Origin of the sequence: Dactylosporangium sp. NPDC000244 (assembly GCF_040300725.1) — a bacterium.
Lineage (GTDB): Bacteria > Actinomycetota > Actinomycetes > Mycobacteriales > Micromonosporaceae > Dactylosporangium.
Map to the genome: position 1 here is coordinate 41,580 of NZ_JBEPEH010000020.1, position 18,149 is coordinate 59,728.

Annotated in this window: 18 protein-coding genes; 10 read left to right on the forward strand and 8 right to left on the reverse strand. The window is 71.8% G+C overall.

What is annotated here, in order from left to right:
- Nucleotides 1–14: 14 nt before the first annotated feature.
- Together ABT369_RS27455 and ABT369_RS27460 are read left to right on the forward strand one after the other, a co-directional pair.
- Nucleotides 15–518 (forward strand): MarR family winged helix-turn-helix transcriptional regulator, encoded by a 504-nt coding sequence (locus tag ABT369_RS27455; protein WP_350616129.1) that lies wholly within the window; start codon nt 15–17, stop codon nt 516–518.
- 30 nt (nt 519–548) lie between these two features.
- Nucleotides 549–1,250 (forward strand): SDR family NAD(P)-dependent oxidoreductase, encoded by a 702-nt coding sequence (locus tag ABT369_RS27460; RefSeq protein WP_350616131.1) that lies wholly within the window; start codon nt 549–551, stop codon nt 1,248–1,250.
- A 150-nt stretch (nt 1,251–1,400) separates the two neighbouring features.
- On the opposite strand, the gene ABT369_RS27465 is transcribed toward ABT369_RS27460, so the two are convergent.
- On the reverse strand, nt 1,401–2,216 hold the full coding sequence (locus ABT369_RS27465) for an alpha/beta fold hydrolase (RefSeq protein ID WP_350616133.1): 816 nt from the start codon (nt 2,214–2,216) through the stop codon (nt 1,401–1,403).
- Between the two features lie 104 nt (nt 2,217–2,320).
- Here ABT369_RS27465 and ABT369_RS27470 point away from each other — a divergent pair, with 104 nt between their 5' ends.
- Nucleotides 2,321–3,826: an aldehyde dehydrogenase family protein gene (locus ABT369_RS27470; protein WP_350616135.1), complete on the forward strand. Its 1,506-nt coding sequence runs from the start codon at nt 2,321–2,323 to the stop codon at nt 3,824–3,826.
- A 22-nt stretch (nt 3,827–3,848) separates the two neighbouring features.
- Here ABT369_RS27470 and ABT369_RS27475 read toward each other — a convergent pair whose 3' ends face one another.
- Nucleotides 3,849–4,481, reverse strand: coding sequence for a DUF4126 domain-containing protein (locus tag ABT369_RS27475; protein WP_350616136.1), 633 nt, complete (start codon nt 4,479–4,481; stop codon nt 3,849–3,851).
- A gap of 59 nt (nt 4,482–4,540) precedes the next feature.
- Between ABT369_RS27475 and nucS the strand changes: the two genes are divergently transcribed.
- Complete coding sequence (gene nucS, locus ABT369_RS27480) at nt 4,541–5,200, forward strand: endonuclease NucS (protein WP_350616138.1); 660 nt, start codon at nt 4,541–4,543, stop codon at nt 5,198–5,200.
- A 689-nt stretch (nt 5,201–5,889) separates the two neighbouring features.
- On the opposite strand, the gene ABT369_RS27485 is transcribed toward nucS, so the two are convergent.
- On the reverse strand, nt 5,890–7,872 hold the full coding sequence (locus ABT369_RS27485) for an ethylmalonyl-CoA mutase (RefSeq protein ID WP_350616140.1): 1,983 nt from the start codon (nt 7,870–7,872) through the stop codon (nt 5,890–5,892).
- Nucleotides 7,873–7,941: 69 nt separating this feature from the next.
- Here ABT369_RS27485 and ABT369_RS27490 point away from each other — a divergent pair, with 69 nt between their 5' ends.
- From ABT369_RS27490 to ABT369_RS27510, 5 genes are all read left to right on the forward strand, one after another.
- Nucleotides 7,942–8,799 carry an ABC transporter ATP-binding protein gene (locus ABT369_RS27490; RefSeq protein ID WP_350616141.1) on the forward strand — a complete coding sequence of 286 codons (858 nt, stop codon included), beginning with the start codon at nt 7,942–7,944 and terminating at the stop codon, nt 8,797–8,799.
- Nucleotides 8,796–9,581, forward strand: a complete 786-nt coding sequence (locus ABT369_RS27495; protein WP_350616143.1) for an ABC transporter permease — start codon at nt 8,796–8,798, stop codon at nt 9,579–9,581. The genes ABT369_RS27490 and ABT369_RS27495 overlap by 4 nt, the downstream gene beginning before the upstream one ends.
- Nucleotides 9,582–9,872: 291 nt before the next feature.
- The gene (locus ABT369_RS27500) at nt 9,873–12,026 is read left to right on the forward strand and encodes an ATP-binding protein (protein ID WP_350616145.1); all 2,154 of its coding nucleotides are present in this window, start codon (nt 9,873–9,875) and stop codon (nt 12,024–12,026) included.
- Nucleotides 12,027–12,039: 13 nt separating this feature from the next.
- On the forward strand, nt 12,040–12,366 hold the full coding sequence (locus ABT369_RS27505) for a hypothetical protein (protein ID WP_350616147.1): 327 nt from the start codon (nt 12,040–12,042) through the stop codon (nt 12,364–12,366).
- Between the two features lie 38 nt (nt 12,367–12,404).
- Nucleotides 12,405–12,875: a hypothetical protein gene (locus ABT369_RS27510; protein WP_350616149.1), complete on the forward strand. Its 471-nt coding sequence runs from the start codon at nt 12,405–12,407 to the stop codon at nt 12,873–12,875.
- Between the two features lie 4 nt (nt 12,876–12,879).
- Here the strand turns inward: ABT369_RS27510 and murA are convergent, their stop codons facing one another.
- A complete protein-coding gene (gene murA / locus ABT369_RS27515; protein WP_350616150.1) occupies nt 12,880–14,163 on the reverse strand; it encodes a UDP-N-acetylglucosamine 1-carboxyvinyltransferase in 1,284 nt (427 codons plus the stop codon).
- 28 nt (nt 14,164–14,191) lie between these two features.
- Here murA and ABT369_RS27520 point away from each other — a divergent pair, with 28 nt between their 5' ends.
- Nucleotides 14,192–14,764, forward strand: coding sequence for a cob(I)yrinic acid a,c-diamide adenosyltransferase (locus ABT369_RS27520; protein ID WP_350616152.1), 573 nt, complete (start codon nt 14,192–14,194; stop codon nt 14,762–14,764).
- Between the two features lie 6 nt (nt 14,765–14,770).
- Here the strand turns inward: ABT369_RS27520 and ABT369_RS27525 are convergent, their stop codons facing one another.
- The 4 genes from ABT369_RS27525 to ABT369_RS27540 form a co-directional block, all read right to left on the reverse strand.
- Entirely contained in the window at nt 14,771–15,226 is a 456-nt protein-coding gene (locus ABT369_RS27525) for a DUF2550 domain-containing protein (protein ID WP_350616154.1), read from the reverse strand.
- 16 nt (nt 15,227–15,242) lie between these two features.
- Complete coding sequence (locus ABT369_RS27530; RefSeq protein WP_350616156.1) at nt 15,243–15,524, reverse strand: F0F1 ATP synthase subunit epsilon; 282 nt, start codon at nt 15,522–15,524, stop codon at nt 15,243–15,245.
- Nucleotides 15,525–15,788: 264 nt separating this feature from the next.
- Complete coding sequence (gene atpD / locus ABT369_RS27535; protein WP_350616158.1) at nt 15,789–17,222, reverse strand: F0F1 ATP synthase subunit beta; 1,434 nt, start codon at nt 17,220–17,222, stop codon at nt 15,789–15,791.
- The gene (locus tag ABT369_RS27540) at nt 17,222–18,148 is read right to left on the reverse strand and encodes a F0F1 ATP synthase subunit gamma (RefSeq protein WP_350616159.1); all 927 of its coding nucleotides are present in this window, start codon (nt 18,146–18,148) and stop codon (nt 17,222–17,224) included. The genes atpD and ABT369_RS27540 overlap by 1 nt, the downstream gene beginning before the upstream one ends.
- Nucleotide 18,149 lies beyond the last annotated feature (1 nt).

Sequence of the window (18,149 nt, forward strand, 5' to 3'; positions counted from 1 at the left end):
GGCACCATGGACCCATGACGGACGAGCCACGATGGCTGGACGACACCGAGCGGCGCGCTTGGATGTCGCTGCTGGCCGTCGTGCTCGTCGGCTTCCCCGAGCTCGAGCGCACGTTCCGGCCGCACGGCCTGGTCCACGTCGAATACGGGCTGCTGGCCGCGCTCAGCGACGCCGGCGAGGGGCTGCGCCTGTCCGACCTCGCGGGGCAGATGAACATGTCGGCGAGCCGCCTGAGCCACCGCATGCGCAAGCTCGTCGACCTCGGCTACGTCGAGATCTCCGGCGACGCCTGCGACGGGCGGGTCAGCATCGCACGGGTCACCGACGCCGGGCGGGAGTTCGCCGAGCGCGTCGCCCCGGCCCACGTGGCCGACGTGCGCCGGCTCATCTTCGACCACCTCGACGAGGCCCAGACGCGGGCGCTGGCCGATGCGCTCGGCGCCGTCGCGGGGAAGCTCGGCGACACCTGCCCGGGCGCGCCGAAGGGACCACCCGTCCCCGGCGCACGGGCCATATAAATGACCCGGCGACAGGAATAGAGTGACCGCATGCGTGCCGTCGTGATCACCGGGGTATCCCGCGGCCTGGGGGCCGCTCTCTTCGACGTGTCCATCTCGCGCGGCGATCGGGTCCTCGCGATCGGGCGGCACTTCAGCGAACAGCAGCAACTCTTGCGCGACGAACGGCCCGGGGACGTCACGCTGTTCTCGACCGACATCGCGGACGCGCACTGGCTGCCGGACCACGACATCATGCGCGGGTTCCTGCGCGATGCCGACGAGGCCGTGCTGATCCACAACGCCGCCGTCGTCGAGCCCATCGGCGCCGTCGGCCGGCTCACCACCCAGGCCATCACCAACGCGATCGCGGTCAACCTCACCGCCCCGGCCGTGCTCACCAACACGTTCCTGCGGGCCGCCCCGGCCGACGCGCGCAAGCGGCTGCTGTTCGTCTCCTCGGGCGCGGCGCACCGGATCATCGACGGCTGGGCGCTGTACTGCACCACGAAGGCGGCCGGCGAGACCTTCTTCGACGCCGTGGCCTCGCAGACGCGCGACGACGAGAAGATCAGCGTCGTGAACATCGACCCCGGCCAGATGGACACGCACATGCAGGAGAACATCCGGCGCGCGGCCGCCTCGGGGGCCTACTTCCCGGGCCAGCAGCGGTGGGTCGACGCGCCCGCGGAGGGCCGGCTCGCCGACCCCGTCGCCGTGGCCGAGCGGATCATCAAGGAGCACGCTTCCTGAGCGCCGGGGTGCCGAAGGACTGACGGCCGATCGGGGTGGGTGACCAGCGGCGAGCCTGGCAGCGACGGCGCGCCAGCGCCGAGCGGTGTCTGGCGGGAGCGACGGTCCGCACCCCGGCGGACCCGAGTCATGGCCTTTGCTCTTGTCGTCTTACGACGACAGCACCTCTTTGAGCTTCGCCGCGAAGGGCCCCGCGTCGCCGAAGCCGCCGTGCCCGCCGGGGAACTCGGCCACCGCGACCTCCAGGCGCGCGCCGAGCTCACGGGCGGACCGGTTGGGCGGCTCCCCCATGCTCGCCGCGCCCACGGCGGGCACGATCCGCACCGCGCCCGAGCGCAGGCCGTCCAGGTCGGGCACGAACGTGGCGACGGGCGGGATCTCGTACTGCACGAAGAACTCCACGTTCGCCGCCATCCGCGCCGCGAACTCGGGCGAGGGCGGGGTCGCGGGCGTGCCGTCGTCGCCGTGCATGTCCATGGCCGCGCCGAAGACGCCCATCGCGGCCCCGACGCCACCGTCGCGGTAGGCGTCGGACACCTCGGTCATCACGCTGCGCCAGTAGTCGAAGTCGGGCAGCAGCTCGAACAGGGGCGGCTCGTGCGCGACGACCGTGCGGACCATGCCCGGGAAGCGCGCCGCGAGCTCCAGCGCGATCACCGCGCCCGAGCTGTTGCCGAACACGACGGCCGGCTCGTCCTCGGTCACGCCGACCGCGCCCAGCACGCGGTACGCGTCGTCGGCCTGCTCCTCGAGGATGATCTCGGCCGGCGCCCCGTCGAGCACGCTGCGCGAGTTGCCGCGCCGGTCGTAGGTGACCACGGTGTACTCGCCGGCGAGCCGGTCGGCCAGGGCCGCGAAGCCCTCGGCGTCGTAGATGCCGCCGCAGATCAGCAGCAGCACCGGGCCATTGCCGCGCACTTCGTAGTACAGGGTCGCGCCGGGTACGTCGAGCTTCTCGGTCTTCACGGTTCCTCCTGCGGTCGTAGTACCCGATGGTCGGAGGCGCGCACCGCATTTCGACGGCCGATCAGGGCCTACTCGTGAGTAATTTCCGGGTTTACACTCGCGCCATGACCGTCACGCGAACGCCCGGCGTCCCCGCCATCGACGAGGGCTCGCTGATCTCGACCAACCCCGCCACGGGCGAGGAGGTCGGCCGCTTCCCGGTCGCCTCCACCGATTCTCTCACCGACGCGGTGGCCCGCGCGCGTGACGCGGCCGCGTGGTGGGGTGGACTCGGGTTCGGCGGGCGCAAGCAGCGCCTGCTGGCGTTCCGCAGTGTGCTCACCAACCGCCTGGACGAGCTGGCGGCGCTCATGCACCGGGAGGGCGGCAAGCCGCGGGCCGACGCGCTCGTGGAGGCCATCGCGGCGATCGACCACATCGCGTGGGCCGCGCAGCACGCCCGCAAGGTGCTGGGCCGGCGGCGGGTGGGCAGCTCCATCCTGCTCAAGGAGCACGCGTCGTACCTCGAGTACCTCCCCTTCGGCGTGATCGGGGTCATCGGGCCGTGGAACTACCCGATCCTGACGCCGATGGGCTCGATCGCCTACGCGCTCGCGGCCGGCAACGCGGTGGTGTTCAAGCCCAGTGAGTACACCCCGGCCGTCGGGCAGTGGTTCGTGGACCGCTTCCACGAGGTCGTCCCCGAGCACCCGGTGCTGCAGATCGTGCACGGCCTCGGCGACGTGGGCGCCGCCCTGTGCCGCAGCGGGGTCGACAAGATCGCGTTCACCGGCTCGACCGCCACCGGCAAGAAGGTCATGGCCGCGGCCGCCGAGTCCCTCACCCCGGTCCTGCTGGAGTGCGGCGGCAAGGACGCGATGGTCGTGGCGGCCGATGCCGACCTGGACGCGGCCGCCGCCTCCTGCGTGTGGGGCGGGCTGACCAACGCCGGTCAGACGTGCGTCGGGATCGAGCGGGTGTACGTCGCCGAGCCGGTCTTCGACGACTTCCTCAACCGCGTGGTGGCGCGCGCGGCGAAGCTCAGCGTCGGGGCGGAGCCGGACTCGGACATCGGCCCGATCACCATGCCGTCGCAGATCGACATCATCCGCCGGCACATCGAGGACGCCCTCACCCGCGGCGGCCGCGCGGTCCTCGGCGGCGCGGAGGCCGTCCAGCCGCCCTTCGTCAGCCCGACGATCCTGGTGGACGTGCCCGAGGACGCCGCGGCGGTGCAGGAGGAGACCTTCGGCCCGACGCTCACCGTCGCGCGGGTCCGCGACGCGGCCGAGGGCGTCCGCCGGGCCAACAGCACCGGCTACGGCCTGGGCGGCGCGATCTTCTCCAAGTCCCAGGGCCTCGCCCTCGCCCGCCAGGTCCGCTCGGGCATGACCTCGATCAACTCGACGCTCACCTTCGCCGGCATGCCCACCCTGCCCTTCGGCGGCGTGGGGAACTCCGGCTTCGGCCGCATCCACGGCGCGGACGGCCTGCGCGAGTTCACCCGCCCGAAGGCGATCGTGAAGCGGCGGGGCCCGACGGTGCTGGCGGCGATGACGTTCGACCGCACCGAGAAGACCATGCAGCAGATCGTGCGCGTGGTGAAACTCGTGCACGGCCGCAGCAAATAGGGCGCGCTTGGGGGCCGAGGCGCTAAGGGGCCGGGCGGTATCCCTGGGCGGCGGCCCACTTCGCGGCGGCCTTCTCCTCCTTGCGCTTCTTCCGGCGCCGCAGCAGCCAGCCGAAGCCCAGGAACAGCAGCAGCATGAAGAGCAGGACCACGATCGGCAGGACGATCGCGATCACCGACAGGAAGACGCTGAAGAAGTCCTCGATGGTGCTCACGATCGGGGCGCCGAAGCCGACCGTCGTGGCGTTGATGACCGGCCGGGACACGGCCTTCATCCCGTGCACGCCCAGGGATATCGCGCCGCCGACGACTATCGGCACCCATTGATGGCTCGTGAAGAACGAACCCGGGTCGGTGACCGTGACCGTCTCGGAGCTCGACGCGGCGCCGAAGGCCAGGCCGCCGGCGGTCGGGCGGATGAACGTCTGGATGACGTCGTTGACGTGGTCGAGCATCGGCACCTTGTCGGCGACGAACTCGATCGCCAGCAGGATCGCGACGATCGTCAGGGTCCAGCCGTTCTCCATCCACTGCCAGTTCGACGGCAGCGTGATCAGCTCTGTGTACCGCGCGAGCACGCCGATCGCCAGCAACGGGATATAGGCGTTGAGCCCGGCCGATGTGGCGAGGCCGAGACCCGTCAATGACTCCAACACTCCTAAAGCATGACATCGGGTTGCCAGTCCCACCGGGTGGGCGGGTTAGGCTGTCGGCCGTGCGTCTCGTCATCGCCAAGTGCTCGGTCGATTACATCGGCCGGCTCACGGCTCACCTCCCGCCCGCGACCCGCCTGCTGCTCATCAAGGCCGACGGGTCGATCTCGATCCACGCCGACGACCGGGCGTACAAGCCGCTGAACTGGATGAGCCCGCCCTGCCGGCTCGAGGAGTCCGACGGCCTCTGGCGCGTGGTCAACAAGGGCGGCGAGGAGCTGCGCATCACGATCGAGGAGATCCTGCACGACAGCTCGCACGAGCTGGGCGTCGACCCGGGCCTGGTCAAGGACGGGGTGGAGGCGCACCTGCAGGAGCTGCTGGCGGCGGCGCCGGAGACGCTGGGGGTGGGCTTCACGCTGGTCCGCCGCGAGTACATGACGGCGATCGGCCCCGTCGACCTGCTCTGCCGCAACGGCGAGGGCGCGACCGTGGCGGTCGAGATCAAGCGCCGCGGCGAGATCGACGGGGTGGAGCAGCTGACCCGGTACCTCGAGCTGCTCGGCCGCGATCCCCTGCTCGCGCCCGTGTCCGGGATCTTCGCGGCGCAGGAGATCAAGCCGCAGGCCCGGGTCCTGGCCGAGGACCGCGGCATCCGGTGCGTCGTGCTGGACTACAACGCGCTGCGCGGCGTGCAGAAGGACGAGCTGACGCTCTTCTGACACCGGCGCGCCACGGGCCCTCCCGGGCCGCCGACCACCGCGGAAGCGCCGAGCCACCGCCGCACGCCGTACTCCCATCGCGCGCCCCGCAGCCGCACGCCGCCCCTGCACGCCGCAGCCGCACACCGCGCCGCCGCACACCGCGCCACCTCCACACGCCCGCCGCCCGCACACCGCTTGCCCGGACGCCGCAGCCGCTCGCCGCGCCCGGCGCACACCCCGCCGCCGCACACCGCACGGCCGCCACGGCACACCGCGCCACGTTCCGCACGCTCGCCACCCGCACACCGCACGGCCGCCCGCACACCGCTTGCCCGGACGCCGCAGCCGCTCGCCGCGACCGGCGCACACCCCGCCGCCGCGCACCACGCCATCGCCGCTGGCCGCCTGCGGCTGCGGCTACGGCTACGGCTACGGCTAATCCAGCACCACGCCAAGCAATGCGTCACAACGAGCAGCGCGTCACAACGAGCCAGCGCGCCACGACAAGCCGTTGCCGCGCGGCGGGTCGCCCGGGCACGAGCCCGAAACACCCGGCGACAAACGCCAGCACCAGCACGACCGGCGGCGAAAGCGCGAGATCGGCCGAGGACCGTCTCGGAAATCGGCATGAATCGCATTTATCCCCTGACGGGGTATAAATGCGAAAAGTCCGATCACGAAGTGTCGGACTTTTCGGGGAAAAACAGTCAGAGGTTGTGCGCCTCCCGCACCACGGTCACGAGTTCGTCCACCACATCCGTGATGGCGAAGTCCTTCGGGGTGAAGACGCGCGCCACGCCCGACGAGCGCAAGGTCTCCGCGTCCCCGGGCGGAATGATCCCGCCCACCACCACAGGCAGGTCGCCCAGCCCCGACTCGCGCAGGCCCGACAGCACCGACGCCACCGCGGCCAGGTGGGAGCCCGACAGCACCGAGAGCCCCACCAGGTCCACGTCCTCCTCAACAGCCGCCGCCACGATCTGCGCCGGTGTGAGCCGAATCCCCTGGTACACCACCTCGAAGCCCGCATCGCGCGCCCGCACCGCGATCTGTTCCGCGCCGTTGGAGTGGCCGTCCAGCCCGGGCTTGCCGACCAGCATGCGCAGGCGGCCGGTGCCGAGGTCCTCGGCGGTGCGGCGCACGCGGGCGCGGACCGCGTCCATGTTCGCCGTCGGCGTCGAGAGCGTGGCGGTCAGGCCGGTCGGGGCACGGTACTCGCCGAACACCTCGCGCAGCGTGCCCGCCCACTCGCCGGTGGTCACGCCCGCCTCGACGCACGCAAGCGTGGCCTCCATCAGGTTGCCGTCGCCGGACGCGGCCGCGCGCAGGGCCTCCAGGCACGACGTTACGTCGCCGCGGGCGGAGCGCCATGCGGCGATCGCGGCCACCGCGGCCTGCTCCACGGCCGGGTCGATCTGCTCGATCGCGGCCGCGCCCGCGGCCAGGAGCGGGGACGGCTCGGTCTCGGTGAAACGGTTCACGCCCACGACCACGTCGTCGCCGCGCTCCAGGCGGGCGCGGCGCTCGGCCAGGGAGGCGACCAGGGCGCTCTTGAGGTAGCCGGACTCGACGGCCGCGACCACCCCGCCCATGTCCAGGACCCGCTCCAGCTCCTCGGTCGCGCCCTCGACGATCTCGCCGACCAGGGCGTCCATGACCTTCGAACCCTCGAACAGGTCCGGGTACTCCAGCAGATCCGACTCGAACGCGAGCACCTGCTGCATGCGCAGCGACCACTGCTGGTCCCACGGCCGCGGCAGGCCCAGCGCCTCGTTCCAGGCCGGCAGCTGCACGGCCCGGGCCCGGGCGCCGCGGGAGAGGGTCACGCCGAGCATCTCCAGCACGATGCGCTGCACGTTGTTCTCGGGCTGGGCCTCGGTCAGGCCGAGCGAGTTGACCTGGACGCCGTACCGGAACCGGCGCGCCGAAGCATCAGCCACCCCGTAGCGGGATTCCGTGAGCCGGTCCCACATCGCCGTGAAGGCGCGCATCTTCGCCGTCTCCTCGACGAAGCGCACGGAGGCGTTGACGAAGAACGAGATCCGGGCCACCACGTCGCCGAAGCGCTCGGGCGCCACCTGGCCGGAGTCGCGCACGGCGTCGAGCACGGCGATCGCGGTCGCCAGCGCGAAGGCCACCTCCTGCACCGGGGTGGCCCCGGCCTCCTGGAGGTGGTACGAGCAGATGTTGACCGGGTTCCAGCGCGGGCAGTTCGCGACGGTCCACGCGATCGTGTCCGTGGTCAGGCGCAGCGACGGCCTGGGCGGGAAGATGTGCGTGCCGCGGGAGAGGTACTCCTTCACGATGTCGTTCTGCGTCGTCCCCGCCAGCCGGGCGAGCTCGACGCCCTGCTCCCGGGCGCAGGTCACGTAGAGCGCGAGCAGCCACATCGCCGTGGCGTTGATCGTCATCGAGGTGTTGGCGCGCTCGAGGTCGATGCCGCCGAAGAGCTCGCGCATGTCGCCGAGGTGTGCGACCGGCACCCCGACGCGGCCCACCTCGCCCCGCGCGAGCTCGGCGTCGGGGTCGTAGCCGGTCTGCGTGGGCAGGTCGAACGCCACCGACAGGCCGGTCTGGCCCTTGGCCAGGTTGCGGCGGAACAGGGCGTTGGAGGCGGCCGCCGAGGAGTGGCCGGCATAGGTTCGCATGACCCAGGGACGGTCGCGTTCGGGAAGCCTCTCATCGACCATACGCAGCACCCTACTGAAGGGTAACCAGGGGTCGCCGGTGAAAGTTGTCACCCCACTAGAGTGAGTGCCGTGGCGGATGCGATCACGGTGCGCGGCCTGCGCAAGGCCTACGGCAAGGCGGTGGCCGTCGACGGGGTCGACCTCGACGTGCGCGACGGCGAGGTGTTCGCGCTGCTCGGCCCGAACGGCGCCGGCAAGACGACGACGGTCGAGATCCTCGAGGGGTTCCGGCACCGCACGTCCGGCGAGGTCGCGGTGCTGGGCATCGACCCGCAGCGCGGGGACGCGGCCTGGCGGGCGCGGGTCGGCGTCGTGCTGCAGAGCACCGGCGAGTTCGACGACCTGACCGCGCGCGAGGTCGTCCACCACTTCGCGAACTACTACCCCTCCGCCGCCGACCCGGACGAGATCATCACGCGCGTCGGGCTCGCCGAGAAGCAGAACGCCCGCACGCGGACGCTCTCCGGCGGCCAGAAGCGCCGGCTCGACGTCGCCCTGGGCATCGTCGGCCGGCCCGAGCTGCTGTTCCTCGACGAGCCGACGACCGGCTTCGACCCGGAGGCGCGCCGGGAGTTCTGGGGGCTGATCCGCGAGCTCGCCAAGGCCGGGACCACGATCCTGCTCACCACCCACTACCTCGACGAGGCCGAGGCCCTGGCCGACCGCGTGGGCGTGCTGGCCGGCGGGAAGCTCATCGCCGTCGACACGCCCGGACGGCTCGGCGGCCGCGGCGACGGCGGCGCCACGGTCGGCTGGCACTCCCCCGACGGCCCGCGCAGCGAGCGCACCGACAGCCCGACCGCCGTGGTCGCGCGCCTGGCCGAGCAGTTCGGCGGCGAGGTGCCGGGCCTGACCGTCACCAGACCGAGCCTCGAGGATGTGTACCTGCGGATGATCGGCAGCCCCCAAGAAGTGAGCAAGGAATGACCACCCTGCGGCTCGGCCTCCTGCGGGGCGGCCTGGAGATCAAGCAGTTCCTGCGCAGCCGCGAGTCGGTGGTCTTCACCCTCGCCTTCCCGCTGATCCTGCTGTGCGTGTTCGGCGCGGTTTTCGGCGGCGAGATCGCGCCCGGGGTCACCTTCACCCAGTACTTCGCGGCCGGCATGATCGCCGCGGGCCTGCTCGCCACCGGGTTCCAGAGCCTGGCCATCCAGATCCCGATCGAGCGGGAGAAGGGCATCCTCAAGCGGCTGCGCGGCACGCCGATGCCCCGGGCCGCCTACTTCATCGGCAAGATCGTCATGGTGCTGGCCATCGGCCTCGTCGAGACGGTCCTGCTCGTCACGGCCGCGACCCTCTTCTTCGGCGTCAAGCTGCCCGCCACCGGCGAGAAGTGGCTGACGTTCGTCTGGGTGGCGCTGCTGGGCATCACCGCCTGCACGCTGTGCGGGATCGCGTTCTCCTCGCTCGCGCGCTCGGGCCGCAGCGGCCCGGCCGTCGTGACCCCCGTGGCGATCGTGCTGCAGTTCATCTCCGGGGTGTTCTTCCAGTACACGGAGCTGCCGAGCTGGATGCGCGGGATCGCCTCGGTCTTCCCGCTCAAGTGGATGACCCAGGGGATGCGCTCGGTGTTCCTGCCCGACTCGTTCGCGGCCCAGGAGCCCGCGGGCAGCTGGCAGCACGGCACGATCGCGCTCGTGCTCGGCGGCTGGATCGTGCTCGGGCTCGCGCTGTGCCTGCTGACGTTCCGCTGGACCGAACGCGACTGACCGAACGAACGCGACCGGCCGAACGCGACTGAGCGAACGAACGGGATCGGCCGAACGCGACGGAGCGAACGCGAGCGAACGAACGGACGCGGCCGGACGAAGGCGAGCGGCGCAACGAACGGTACCGGCCGGACGAACGCCGGCGACTGAGCGAACACGGGCGAACGAAGCGCGAGCGAACGGTTCTTGCCACCGCGGACGCCGGGATTCCTGGCGGGAGCGACGGTCCGCACCACCGCGGACCCGAGCAAAAATCCTGAATTGCACCCGTTCACTGCCGATCAGCGTTGGGTGACGGGTCGGCTCGGCAAGGCGGTCCGCCGGGTCGGCCGCACCGGTGCCCTGGCGATCGCGCTCGTGCTCGCGCTCGGCCTCGGCGCGTCGTGGCAGGCCGCGCACGCCATCCGCGACGGGCAGCGGGAGCGCGCGCACGGCGTCCTGGACCGCGCGGCCGTGCTCTCCGACGCGTCCGTGCGCTCGGAGATCCACCGCTACCTCGACACGCTGCGCACGGTCGCCGCCGCCGTCGGCTCGCACGACGAGCTCACCGCCGACGACTTCGCCGCGACCACCGCCCCGCTGCGCCAGGCCGGGCTCGTCGGCGCGACCTCGCTGGTCTTCCTCGTCGCCGCGGACGACACCCAGGTCGCCTCGGTCCAGCGGTACTGGCGCGACCGCGGCGTCTCCGACCTGCAGCTGCACCCCCAGGGCAACGGCCGCGAGCACCTCTTCACCATCTTCAGCCGCCCGCTGGACGCCTCGGCCGTCCTGCCCGCCGGCACCGACCTGTCCCAGGCGGCCGAGCCGACCACCGCGCTGTGGGAGTCGCGCCGCTCCGGCGAGGCGGCCGTCTCCGACACGTACGTGCTGCTGCGCGACCGCGGCCTGCCCGCCGACCGGCAGCAGCTGTCGTTCGTGCTCGCCGCGCCCGCGTACGGCGATCCGGCCCCGGACGGACGGCGCGAGTTCAAGGGCTGGGTCGTGCTCGGCCTGCGCGGCCAGGACTTCATCGGCGGGGTGCTCACACGCGCGACCCAGGGGCAGGCCGACGCCGAGCTGTGGGCGCAGAACGGGGGCGGCCAGGAGAGCCTCGTCGCCCGGCTGCACCAGGCCGGCCAGCACCCGGACATCCACCGCGACCTGCACGTGCAGATCGCCAACCGGGAGTGGCGGCTGGTCGTCTCGGTCGACGCGGCGAAGATGGGCGGCTCGGCGCCGATCCTGCCGCTCGTCGTCGGGCTCGGCGGCACCCTGCTCACGCTGCTCGTGTGCGCGATGCTGTGGGCGCTCGCGGGCGCACGAGGGCGGGCCGAGGAGCGGGTCGTGACCGCGACCGCGGGGCTGCGCGCGGCCCAGCGCACCGCCGACAACCAGCTCGCGCTGCTCAACGGCGTTCTGGACCGCATCAGCGACGGCGTCGGGGTGGTCGACGCCGACGGGGTCTTCATCGTGCACAACCCGGCCGCCCAGGCCATGCTCGGGCGGACCCTCGACGGCGACGAGTCGGGAGCGTCGCGCTTCCTGCGGCCCGACGGCGTCACCGAGTTCCCGGCGGACCAACTGCCCCTCGTGCGCGCCCTCGCCGGCGAGTCCACCGACCGCGTCGAGATGATCCTGCGCGGCCCGGACCGGCCCGACGGGGTGTTCCTGTCGGTCAGCGGGCGGCCGCTGGACCACGACGGGCAGCGCCGGGCGATCGTGGTGTTCCACGACATCACCGAGGCCCGCGAGCGGGAGGCCGACCTCGCCGCGTTCGCCGGGATCGTCGCGCACGACCTCAAGAACCCGCTGACCGTCATCGGCGCGCACGCGGAGATGGGCCGCGACGCGCTGCCGGACCGGCCCGAGCAGGCCTACGACAGCCTCGAGCGCGTCGGGGCGGGCGTGGTGCGGATGCGGCGCCTGATCGACGATCTGCTCGCGTACGTCACCGCACGCGACGCCGCCCTCAAGCCGTGCGAGGTGGACCTCGGCGAACTCGTGGCCGACGTCGTCGCGGAGCGGGTCGGGCACCTGCGGGTGCGGCCGGACGTGTACGTCGGGACGCTCCCCCGCGTCGAGGCCGACCCCGCGATGCTGCGGCACGTGCTGGACAACCTGGTCGGCAACGCGCTCAAGTACGTGCGGCCGGGCCGCGTGCCCAAGATCGACATCAGCGCCCAGCCGTCCGGCCCGGGCTGGATCCGGGTGGAGGTCGCCGACCGCGGGATCGGCATCCCCGACGCGGACAAGCCGCACGTGTTCGAGTCGTTCCACCGGGCGCACGCCGGGCAGTCGTACGGCGGGACCGGCCTCGGCCTCGCGATCTGCCGCCGCATCGTGGACCGGCACGGCGGCACGATCGCGGTGACCGACAACCCCGGCGGGGGCAGCCGCTTCAGTTTCACCGTCCCGGCCGCGGTGCCCGTGGTGCCCGCGGCCGTAGGCGCTCACGAGTACGTGTAGAAGACTCCGATACGTGATCAACTGGTGGCAGACTGTGGATGTGCCCCTCATGTACCTCGCGGGCTGGGCCGCCTCCGCCGGCGTGCTGGCCGCGCTGCTGCTCATCATCCGCCTGCTGAAGTACGGCGTCCCGGCCTCGCCCCCGCCGCGCCCCTCGGTCGACTACGGCCTGCTCCGCACGGTCTCGATGGTGGGCGACCTGGCCTTCGCGCGCGACGTGCGGGACCGCCTGCGCAGCAACGGCGTCCGCGCGACCCTGGCCACGGGCCGGGACGGCATGGTGCGCATCCTCGTCTTCGCCGACGAGCTGGACCGCGCCCGGAGGCTGATCAGTTCCTAGCCGCTCAGTTCCTAGCCCCGCCGCGCTACGGTGCGACGGTGATGAATACGCCCCGCGAGGCGGAAACCCGCATCGGCCCGATCGGCGCGCTGCTGAGCCGGATCCTGTTCCTGGGCATCTGCCTGCCGGGACCGATCCTGCTCACCGGCGCCCTGACGCTCGGCCCGCCCCTGTCGCCCAAGGACTTCTGGGGCCTGCTGGCCGGCGACCTGCTGACGACGGTCGCCGGGGTCGGCTTCGGCGTCTTCGGCTGGCGGCTCGTCGCCCGCTCGCGCCGCGACGCGCGCCGCCTTGCCGCCGCCGGCGTCCCCGCGACGGCCGAGATCCTGACGGTGGCGAACCACCTCGGCGGCGAGGACCCGGGCCTGGAGCTCCGCCTGCGCATCAGCGGCCCCGGGTTCGCCACCTTCGAGGCCGACACGATCCGCCCCGACGACCCGGCCCTGCGGCCCGGCGCGGCGCTGCCCGCCGTGGTCGACCCCGCCGACCGGCTCTTCCGGGTCGGGTAGCCGGTCAGAAGTCGAACTGGTCCGGCGGGGCGACGGAGCGCTCGACCTCCACGCCCAGGGCGCGCAGGTCGGACTCGAAGCTCGGGTACCCGCGGTCGATGTGGTGCACGTGACGGATCTCCGTGACACCGTCCGCGCACAGCCCGGCGATCGCCAGCCCGGCCCCCGCGCGGATGTCCGTGGCCGTGACCGGGGCCCCCGACAGCCGGTCCTTGCCCCGCACGACCGCGTGGTGCCCGTCGGTGCGGATGTCCGCGCCGAGGCGGGACATCTCGTTGATGAACATGAAGCGCCCGTCGAAGATGTTCTCGGTCACCAGCGACGAGCCCTCCGAGACCGACGCCAGTCCCACCGCCATCGGCAGCAGGTCCGTCGCGAAGCCCGGGAAGGGCAGGGTCACCACGTCGACCGCCTTCGGGCGGCCCGGCATCACCACGCGGAACGAGTCCGGCGCGGTGGTCACCTCGCCGCCGGCGGTCACGACCTTGTCCAGCGCGATCTCCAGGAACGCCGGGTCGATGCCGTGCACGGTCACGTCGCCGCGGGTCATGGCGGCCGCGAAGGCCCAGGTGCCGGCCACGATCCGGTCGCCGACGGTGCGGTGCTCGACCGGGTGCAGCTCCGGCACGCCCTGCACGACCAGGCGCGAGGAGCCCGCCCCCTGGATGTCGGCGCCCATGTCGGTCAGCATGCGGCAGATGTCCACGATCTCGGGCTCGCGAGCGGCGTTGTCGATCTCGGTGCGGCCGCCCGCGAGCACGGCCGCCATGAGCAGGTTCTCGGTCGCGCCGACGCTCGGGAAGTCCAGCCAGATGGTGGCGCCGTGCAGCTTCGGGGCGGTGGCGATGACGAAGCCGTGCTCGCCCGAGATGTCGGCGCCCATCCGGCGCAGGCCCTCGACGTGCATGTCCAGGCCGCGGGAGCCGATCGCGTCGCCGCCGGGGTGCGCCACGCGCACGTGGCCGCGGCGGGCCAGCAGCGGGCCGAGCACGCAGATCGAGGCGCGCAGGCGGCGCACGAGGTCGTAGTCGGCCTCGGTGCCGAGCTCCTCCGGCACGTCGATGGTCACGCGGTCCTCGTCCTGCTCGACCTCGCAACCGAGCCGGCGCAGCACCTCCGCCATGATGGCGATGTCGGTGATGCGCGGCACGTTCGTCAGCACGCTGCGACCGGTGGCGAGCAGCGCTGCCGCCATCAGCTTGAGGGCCGAGTTCTTCGCCCCGACCACGGATACGTCACCGGCCAGCCGGGCGCCGCCCATCACACGGATCACGTCCACGTCCGTCATCGTAGGGGGATTCCGTACCGTGAAAACCATGGCCATTCACCTCACGCGGATCTACACGAAGACCGGCGACACCGGCACGACGGGACTGGGCGACTTCTCGCGGGTGTCGAAGACCGACCCGCGCCTGGTCGCGTACGCCGACGTCGACGAGACCAACGCCGCGATCGGCGCCGCGATCGCGCTGGGCGCGCTCGACGAGCGGATCGCGACGGTGCTCCGGGCCGTGCAGAACGACCTCTTCGACGTCGGGGCGGATCTGTGCAACCCCATCGCGGCCGACCCGCCGCACCCGCCGCTGCGCGTGACGGCCGAGCAGGTGGAGCGCCTGGAGCAGTGGTGTGACGAGTTCAACGAGGAGCTGCCCAAGCTGGACTCCTTCATCCTGCCCGGCGGCACCCCCGGCGCCGCGCTGCTGCACGTGGCCCGGACGGTGGCCCGGCGGGCCGAGCGCAGCGCCTGGGCGCTCTGGGAGGCCGATGCGCGACGGACCAACGAGATCGCGCTGCAGTACCTCAACCGCCTGTCGGACCTGCTGTTCATCCTGTGCCGCGCGGCCAACCCGGGCGGGGACGTGAAGTGGGTGCCCGGCGGCGAGCGGTAGGCAGGCTCAGCTCGCCTTGTAGCGGTACGGCCGCGTCTCCGGGGTCGATTCCCCCGGGGGCGCCGCCTCGACCCAGGACAGGAAGCCGGTCAGGGCTCGCTCCGCCATCGCGATCTCGACGGGCGACTGGCGGCTGACGCACCGGACGATCACCCAGTCCGGCGGCAGCACGAGCAGCTCGGCCGCGTCCGGGGCACGGCGGCGGTCGACGGCGAGCCCGCGCCGGGAAAGCACTCGGCGCGGGCCCGGCCAGAAGCTGAAGATGCGATACCACCGCAACTCATCGCCGGCGAACCGGGCGAGCCCGGCCGACCAGCCGCGGCCGGGGATGATGGTGCTCAGGCGGACGCCGAGCTCGATGGTGCCGCCCTGCCGCGCGATCACGAGGCGGCGCAGGAACAGCACCGCCAGGGCGGCGAGCAGGATCAGGACCGCGATGCCGATGCCCTCGACGATCCTCACCTGCGCCGCCCGGCCGTCAGTGCGCTGCGGAGGCGGTGGCGGGGGTGCAGCTCTCGGCGAGGACCGTCACGCCGGTGCCGGAGACGGAGATGAACCCGCCGGCGACGTCGTACGCGAGTTCCTGACCGTTCTGCTTGATGCGCACCTGGCCCTCTTCGGCGAGCTGGCCCAGGAGCGGTTCGTGGCCGTAGAGGACGCCGAGTTCACCCTCCGTCGTGCGCGCCACGACCATGTCCGCGTCGCCGGACCACACTTTTTCCTCGACGGCTACGAGCTCCACGTGCAGCTGCCTCGCCACGCTAGTTACTCCTCGTGTGCGCGATTCGGTTTGGACGAGTCTAGTCAATGATCCGACGCGCCGAGCAGTGGGCCTCACCACGTTGGCACACCTGGTGAAGCGCCCTTGCCGCGCCGCGCGCGGAGTCTCGGCTCGAACACTTCAGAGCGTGACGCACGTCACCGCCCAGCGAAGTGGCTTTGCCGAAAATTGCAGATGGTTCATCAACAAAGGAGAAGGCGCGCCACCGGACCGGCGACGCGCCCTCCCGAAGACCGACGAAGGTCAGTCCTTCATCAGCTCGTGCGCCTTCTTCTCGAGGTCCTCGAGGCCACCGCACATGAAGAACGCCTGCTCGGGGAAGTGGTCGTACTCGCCCTCGGAGATCTTCTTGAACGCCTCGATCGTCTCCTTGAGGGGGACGGTCGAGCCCGGGATGCTCGTGAACTGCTCCGCGGCGTAGGTGTTCTGCGACAGGAACCGCTCGATGCGGCGGGCCCGGGCGACCGTCACCTTGTCCTCTTCGGACAGCTCGTCCATACCGAGGATGGCGATGATGTCCTGCAGGTCCTTGTACTTCTGCAGGATCCGCTGCACCTCGCGGGCGACCGTGTAGTGCTCGATGCCGACGAACTCCGGCGCGAGAATGCGCGAGGAGGACGCCAGCGGGTCGACGGCCGGGTAGATGCCCTTGTCCGAGATCGACCGCTCGAGGTTGGTCGTCGCGTCGAGGTGGGCGAACGTGGTGGCCGGCGCCGGGTCGGTGTAGTCGTCGGCGGGCACGTAGATCGCCTGGAGCGAGGTGATGGCCTTGCCCCGCACGGAGGTGATGCGCTCCTGCAGCAGACCCATCTCGTCGGCCAGGGTCGGCTGGTAACCGACGGCGCTCGGCATACGGCCGAGCAGCGTCGAGACCTCGGAGCCGGCCTGCGTGAACCGGAAGATGTTGTCGATGAAGAGCAGCACCTCCTGGTTCTGCACGTCACGGAAGTACTCCGCCATGGTCAGCGCGGAGAGCGCGACGCGCAGCCGGGTGCCCGGGGGCTCGTCCATCTGGCCGAAGACCAGCGCGGTCTTGTCCAGAACGCCACCCTCGGCCATCTCCAGGATGAGGTCGTTGCCCTCACGGGTGCGCTCACCCACGCCGGCGAAGACCGACGTACCACCGAAGTTGCGGGCGACACGGGTGATCATCTCCTGGATGAGCACCGTCTTGCCCACGCCGGCGCCGCCGAACAGGCCGATCTTGCCACCGCGCACGTAGGGCGCGAGCAGGTCGAGGACCTTGATGCCGGTCTCCAGCATCTCGGTCTTCGGCTCGAGCTCGGCGAACTTCGGCGCCGAGCGGTGGATCTCCCAGCGGTCCTTGATCTCCAGCTTCGACTCGTCGGCGTTGAGCACCTCGCCGAGCGCGTTGAACACGTGGCCCTTGGTCACGTCGCCGACCGGCACCGAGATGCCCGCGCCGGTGTCGCGCACCTCGGCCCCGCGGATCAGGCCGTCGGTGGGCTGCATGGAGATCGCGCGCACCATGTTGTCGCCGAGGTGCTGGGCAACCTCGAGCGTCAGCTTCTTCGTGCCCTCGGAGAGGGTCACGTCGACGTGGAGCGCGTTGTAGATGTCGGGCATGGCGTCACGCGGGAACTCGGCGTCGACGACCGGGCCGATGACCCGGACCACGCGGCCGACCGCGGTCTTCGTGTCTGCTGGTGCAGTCATCACACATCACTTCCCGCCGCCGCCAGCGCGTTGGCGCCGCCGACGATCTCGCTGATTTCCTGGGTGATCGCCGCCTGCCGCGCGGAGTTCATCTCGCGGGTGTACCGCTTCAGCAGGTCGTCGGCGTTGTCGGAGGCGCTCTTCATGGCGCGGCGGCGGGCGGCCGACTCGCTGGCCGCCGAGTCCAGCAACGCCGCGAAGATGCGCGTGTTGATGTACTTCGGCAGCAGCGCCTCGAGCAGCGCCTCGGCCTCCGGCTCGAACTCGTACGCCGGCAGTGGCCCGCTGACCTCGGTCTCCTCGACCTCCATCGGCGCGACGATCCGCGCGACCGGGGTCTGGGTCATCAGGGAGCGGAACTGCGTGTGCACCATGTACAGCTCGTCGATGCCGAGAATGCCGTCCGGGCCCGGGCCGTCGGCCGAGTCGTCGGCGCCGTTGACGAAGGCCTGGATGAGCGTCTCGCCGATCTCCGACGCGTTCTCGTAGCGCGGCTGCTCGGAGAAGCCCGTCCAGCTCCCGGCGATCTCACGACCGCGGAAGCGGTAGTACGCCACGCCCTTGCGACCGGCGACGTACAGCGCGACCTGCTTGCCCTCCCCGCGCAGCTTGGCGATCAGCTGCTCCGCGGTGCGCAGCGCGTTGGCGTTGTAGCCGCCGCACAGCCCCCGGTCGCTGGTGACGACGAGCACGCCGGCCCGGCGGACCGGGGTGCGCGGCGCCAGCAGCGGGTGGTCGAGGTTCGCGTTGCTGGCCAGCGCCGTCAGCACGTCCGTGATCGCGTCGGCGTAGGGGCGGGAAGCGGCAACCCGCTCCTGCGCCTTACCGATGCGGCTCGTGGCGACGAGCTCCTGCGCCTTGGTGATCTTCTTGGTCGACTTGACCGTCCGGATCCTCCGGCGCAGCGCCTGTACCTGACCGGCCATG

What these genes read in the sequence shown, in the direction of transcription:
- ABT369_RS27455 (WP_350616129.1), top strand. Translation starts at nt 15, where the DNA reads ATGACGGACGAGCCACGATGGCTGGACGACACCGAGCGGCGCGCTTGG.
- ABT369_RS27460 (WP_350616131.1), top strand. Translation starts at nt 549, where the DNA reads ATGCGTGCCGTCGTGATCACCGGGGTATCCCGCGGCCTGGGGGCCGCT.
- ABT369_RS27470 (WP_350616135.1), top strand. Translation starts at nt 2,321, where the DNA reads ATGACCGTCACGCGAACGCCCGGCGTCCCCGCCATCGACGAGGGCTCG.
- ABT369_RS27485 (WP_350616140.1), bottom strand. Translation starts at nt 7,872, where the DNA reads ATGGTCGATGAGAGGCTTCCCGAACGCGACCGTCCCTGGGTCATGCGA.
- ABT369_RS27495 (WP_350616143.1), top strand. Translation starts at nt 8,796, where the DNA reads ATGACCACCCTGCGGCTCGGCCTCCTGCGGGGCGGCCTGGAGATCAAG.
- murA (WP_350616150.1), bottom strand. Translation starts at nt 14,163, where the DNA reads ATGACGGACGTGGACGTGATCCGTGTGATGGGCGGCGCCCGGCTGGCC.
- ABT369_RS27520 (WP_350616152.1), top strand. Translation starts at nt 14,192, where the DNA reads ATGGCCATTCACCTCACGCGGATCTACACGAAGACCGGCGACACCGGC.
- atpD (WP_350616158.1), bottom strand. Translation starts at nt 17,222, where the DNA reads ATGACTGCACCAGCAGACACGAAGACCGCGGTCGGCCGCGTGGTCCGG.
- ABT369_RS27540 (WP_350616159.1), bottom strand. Translation starts at nt 18,148, where the DNA reads ATGGCCGGTCAGGTACAGGCGCTGCGCCGGAGGATCCGGACGGTCAAG.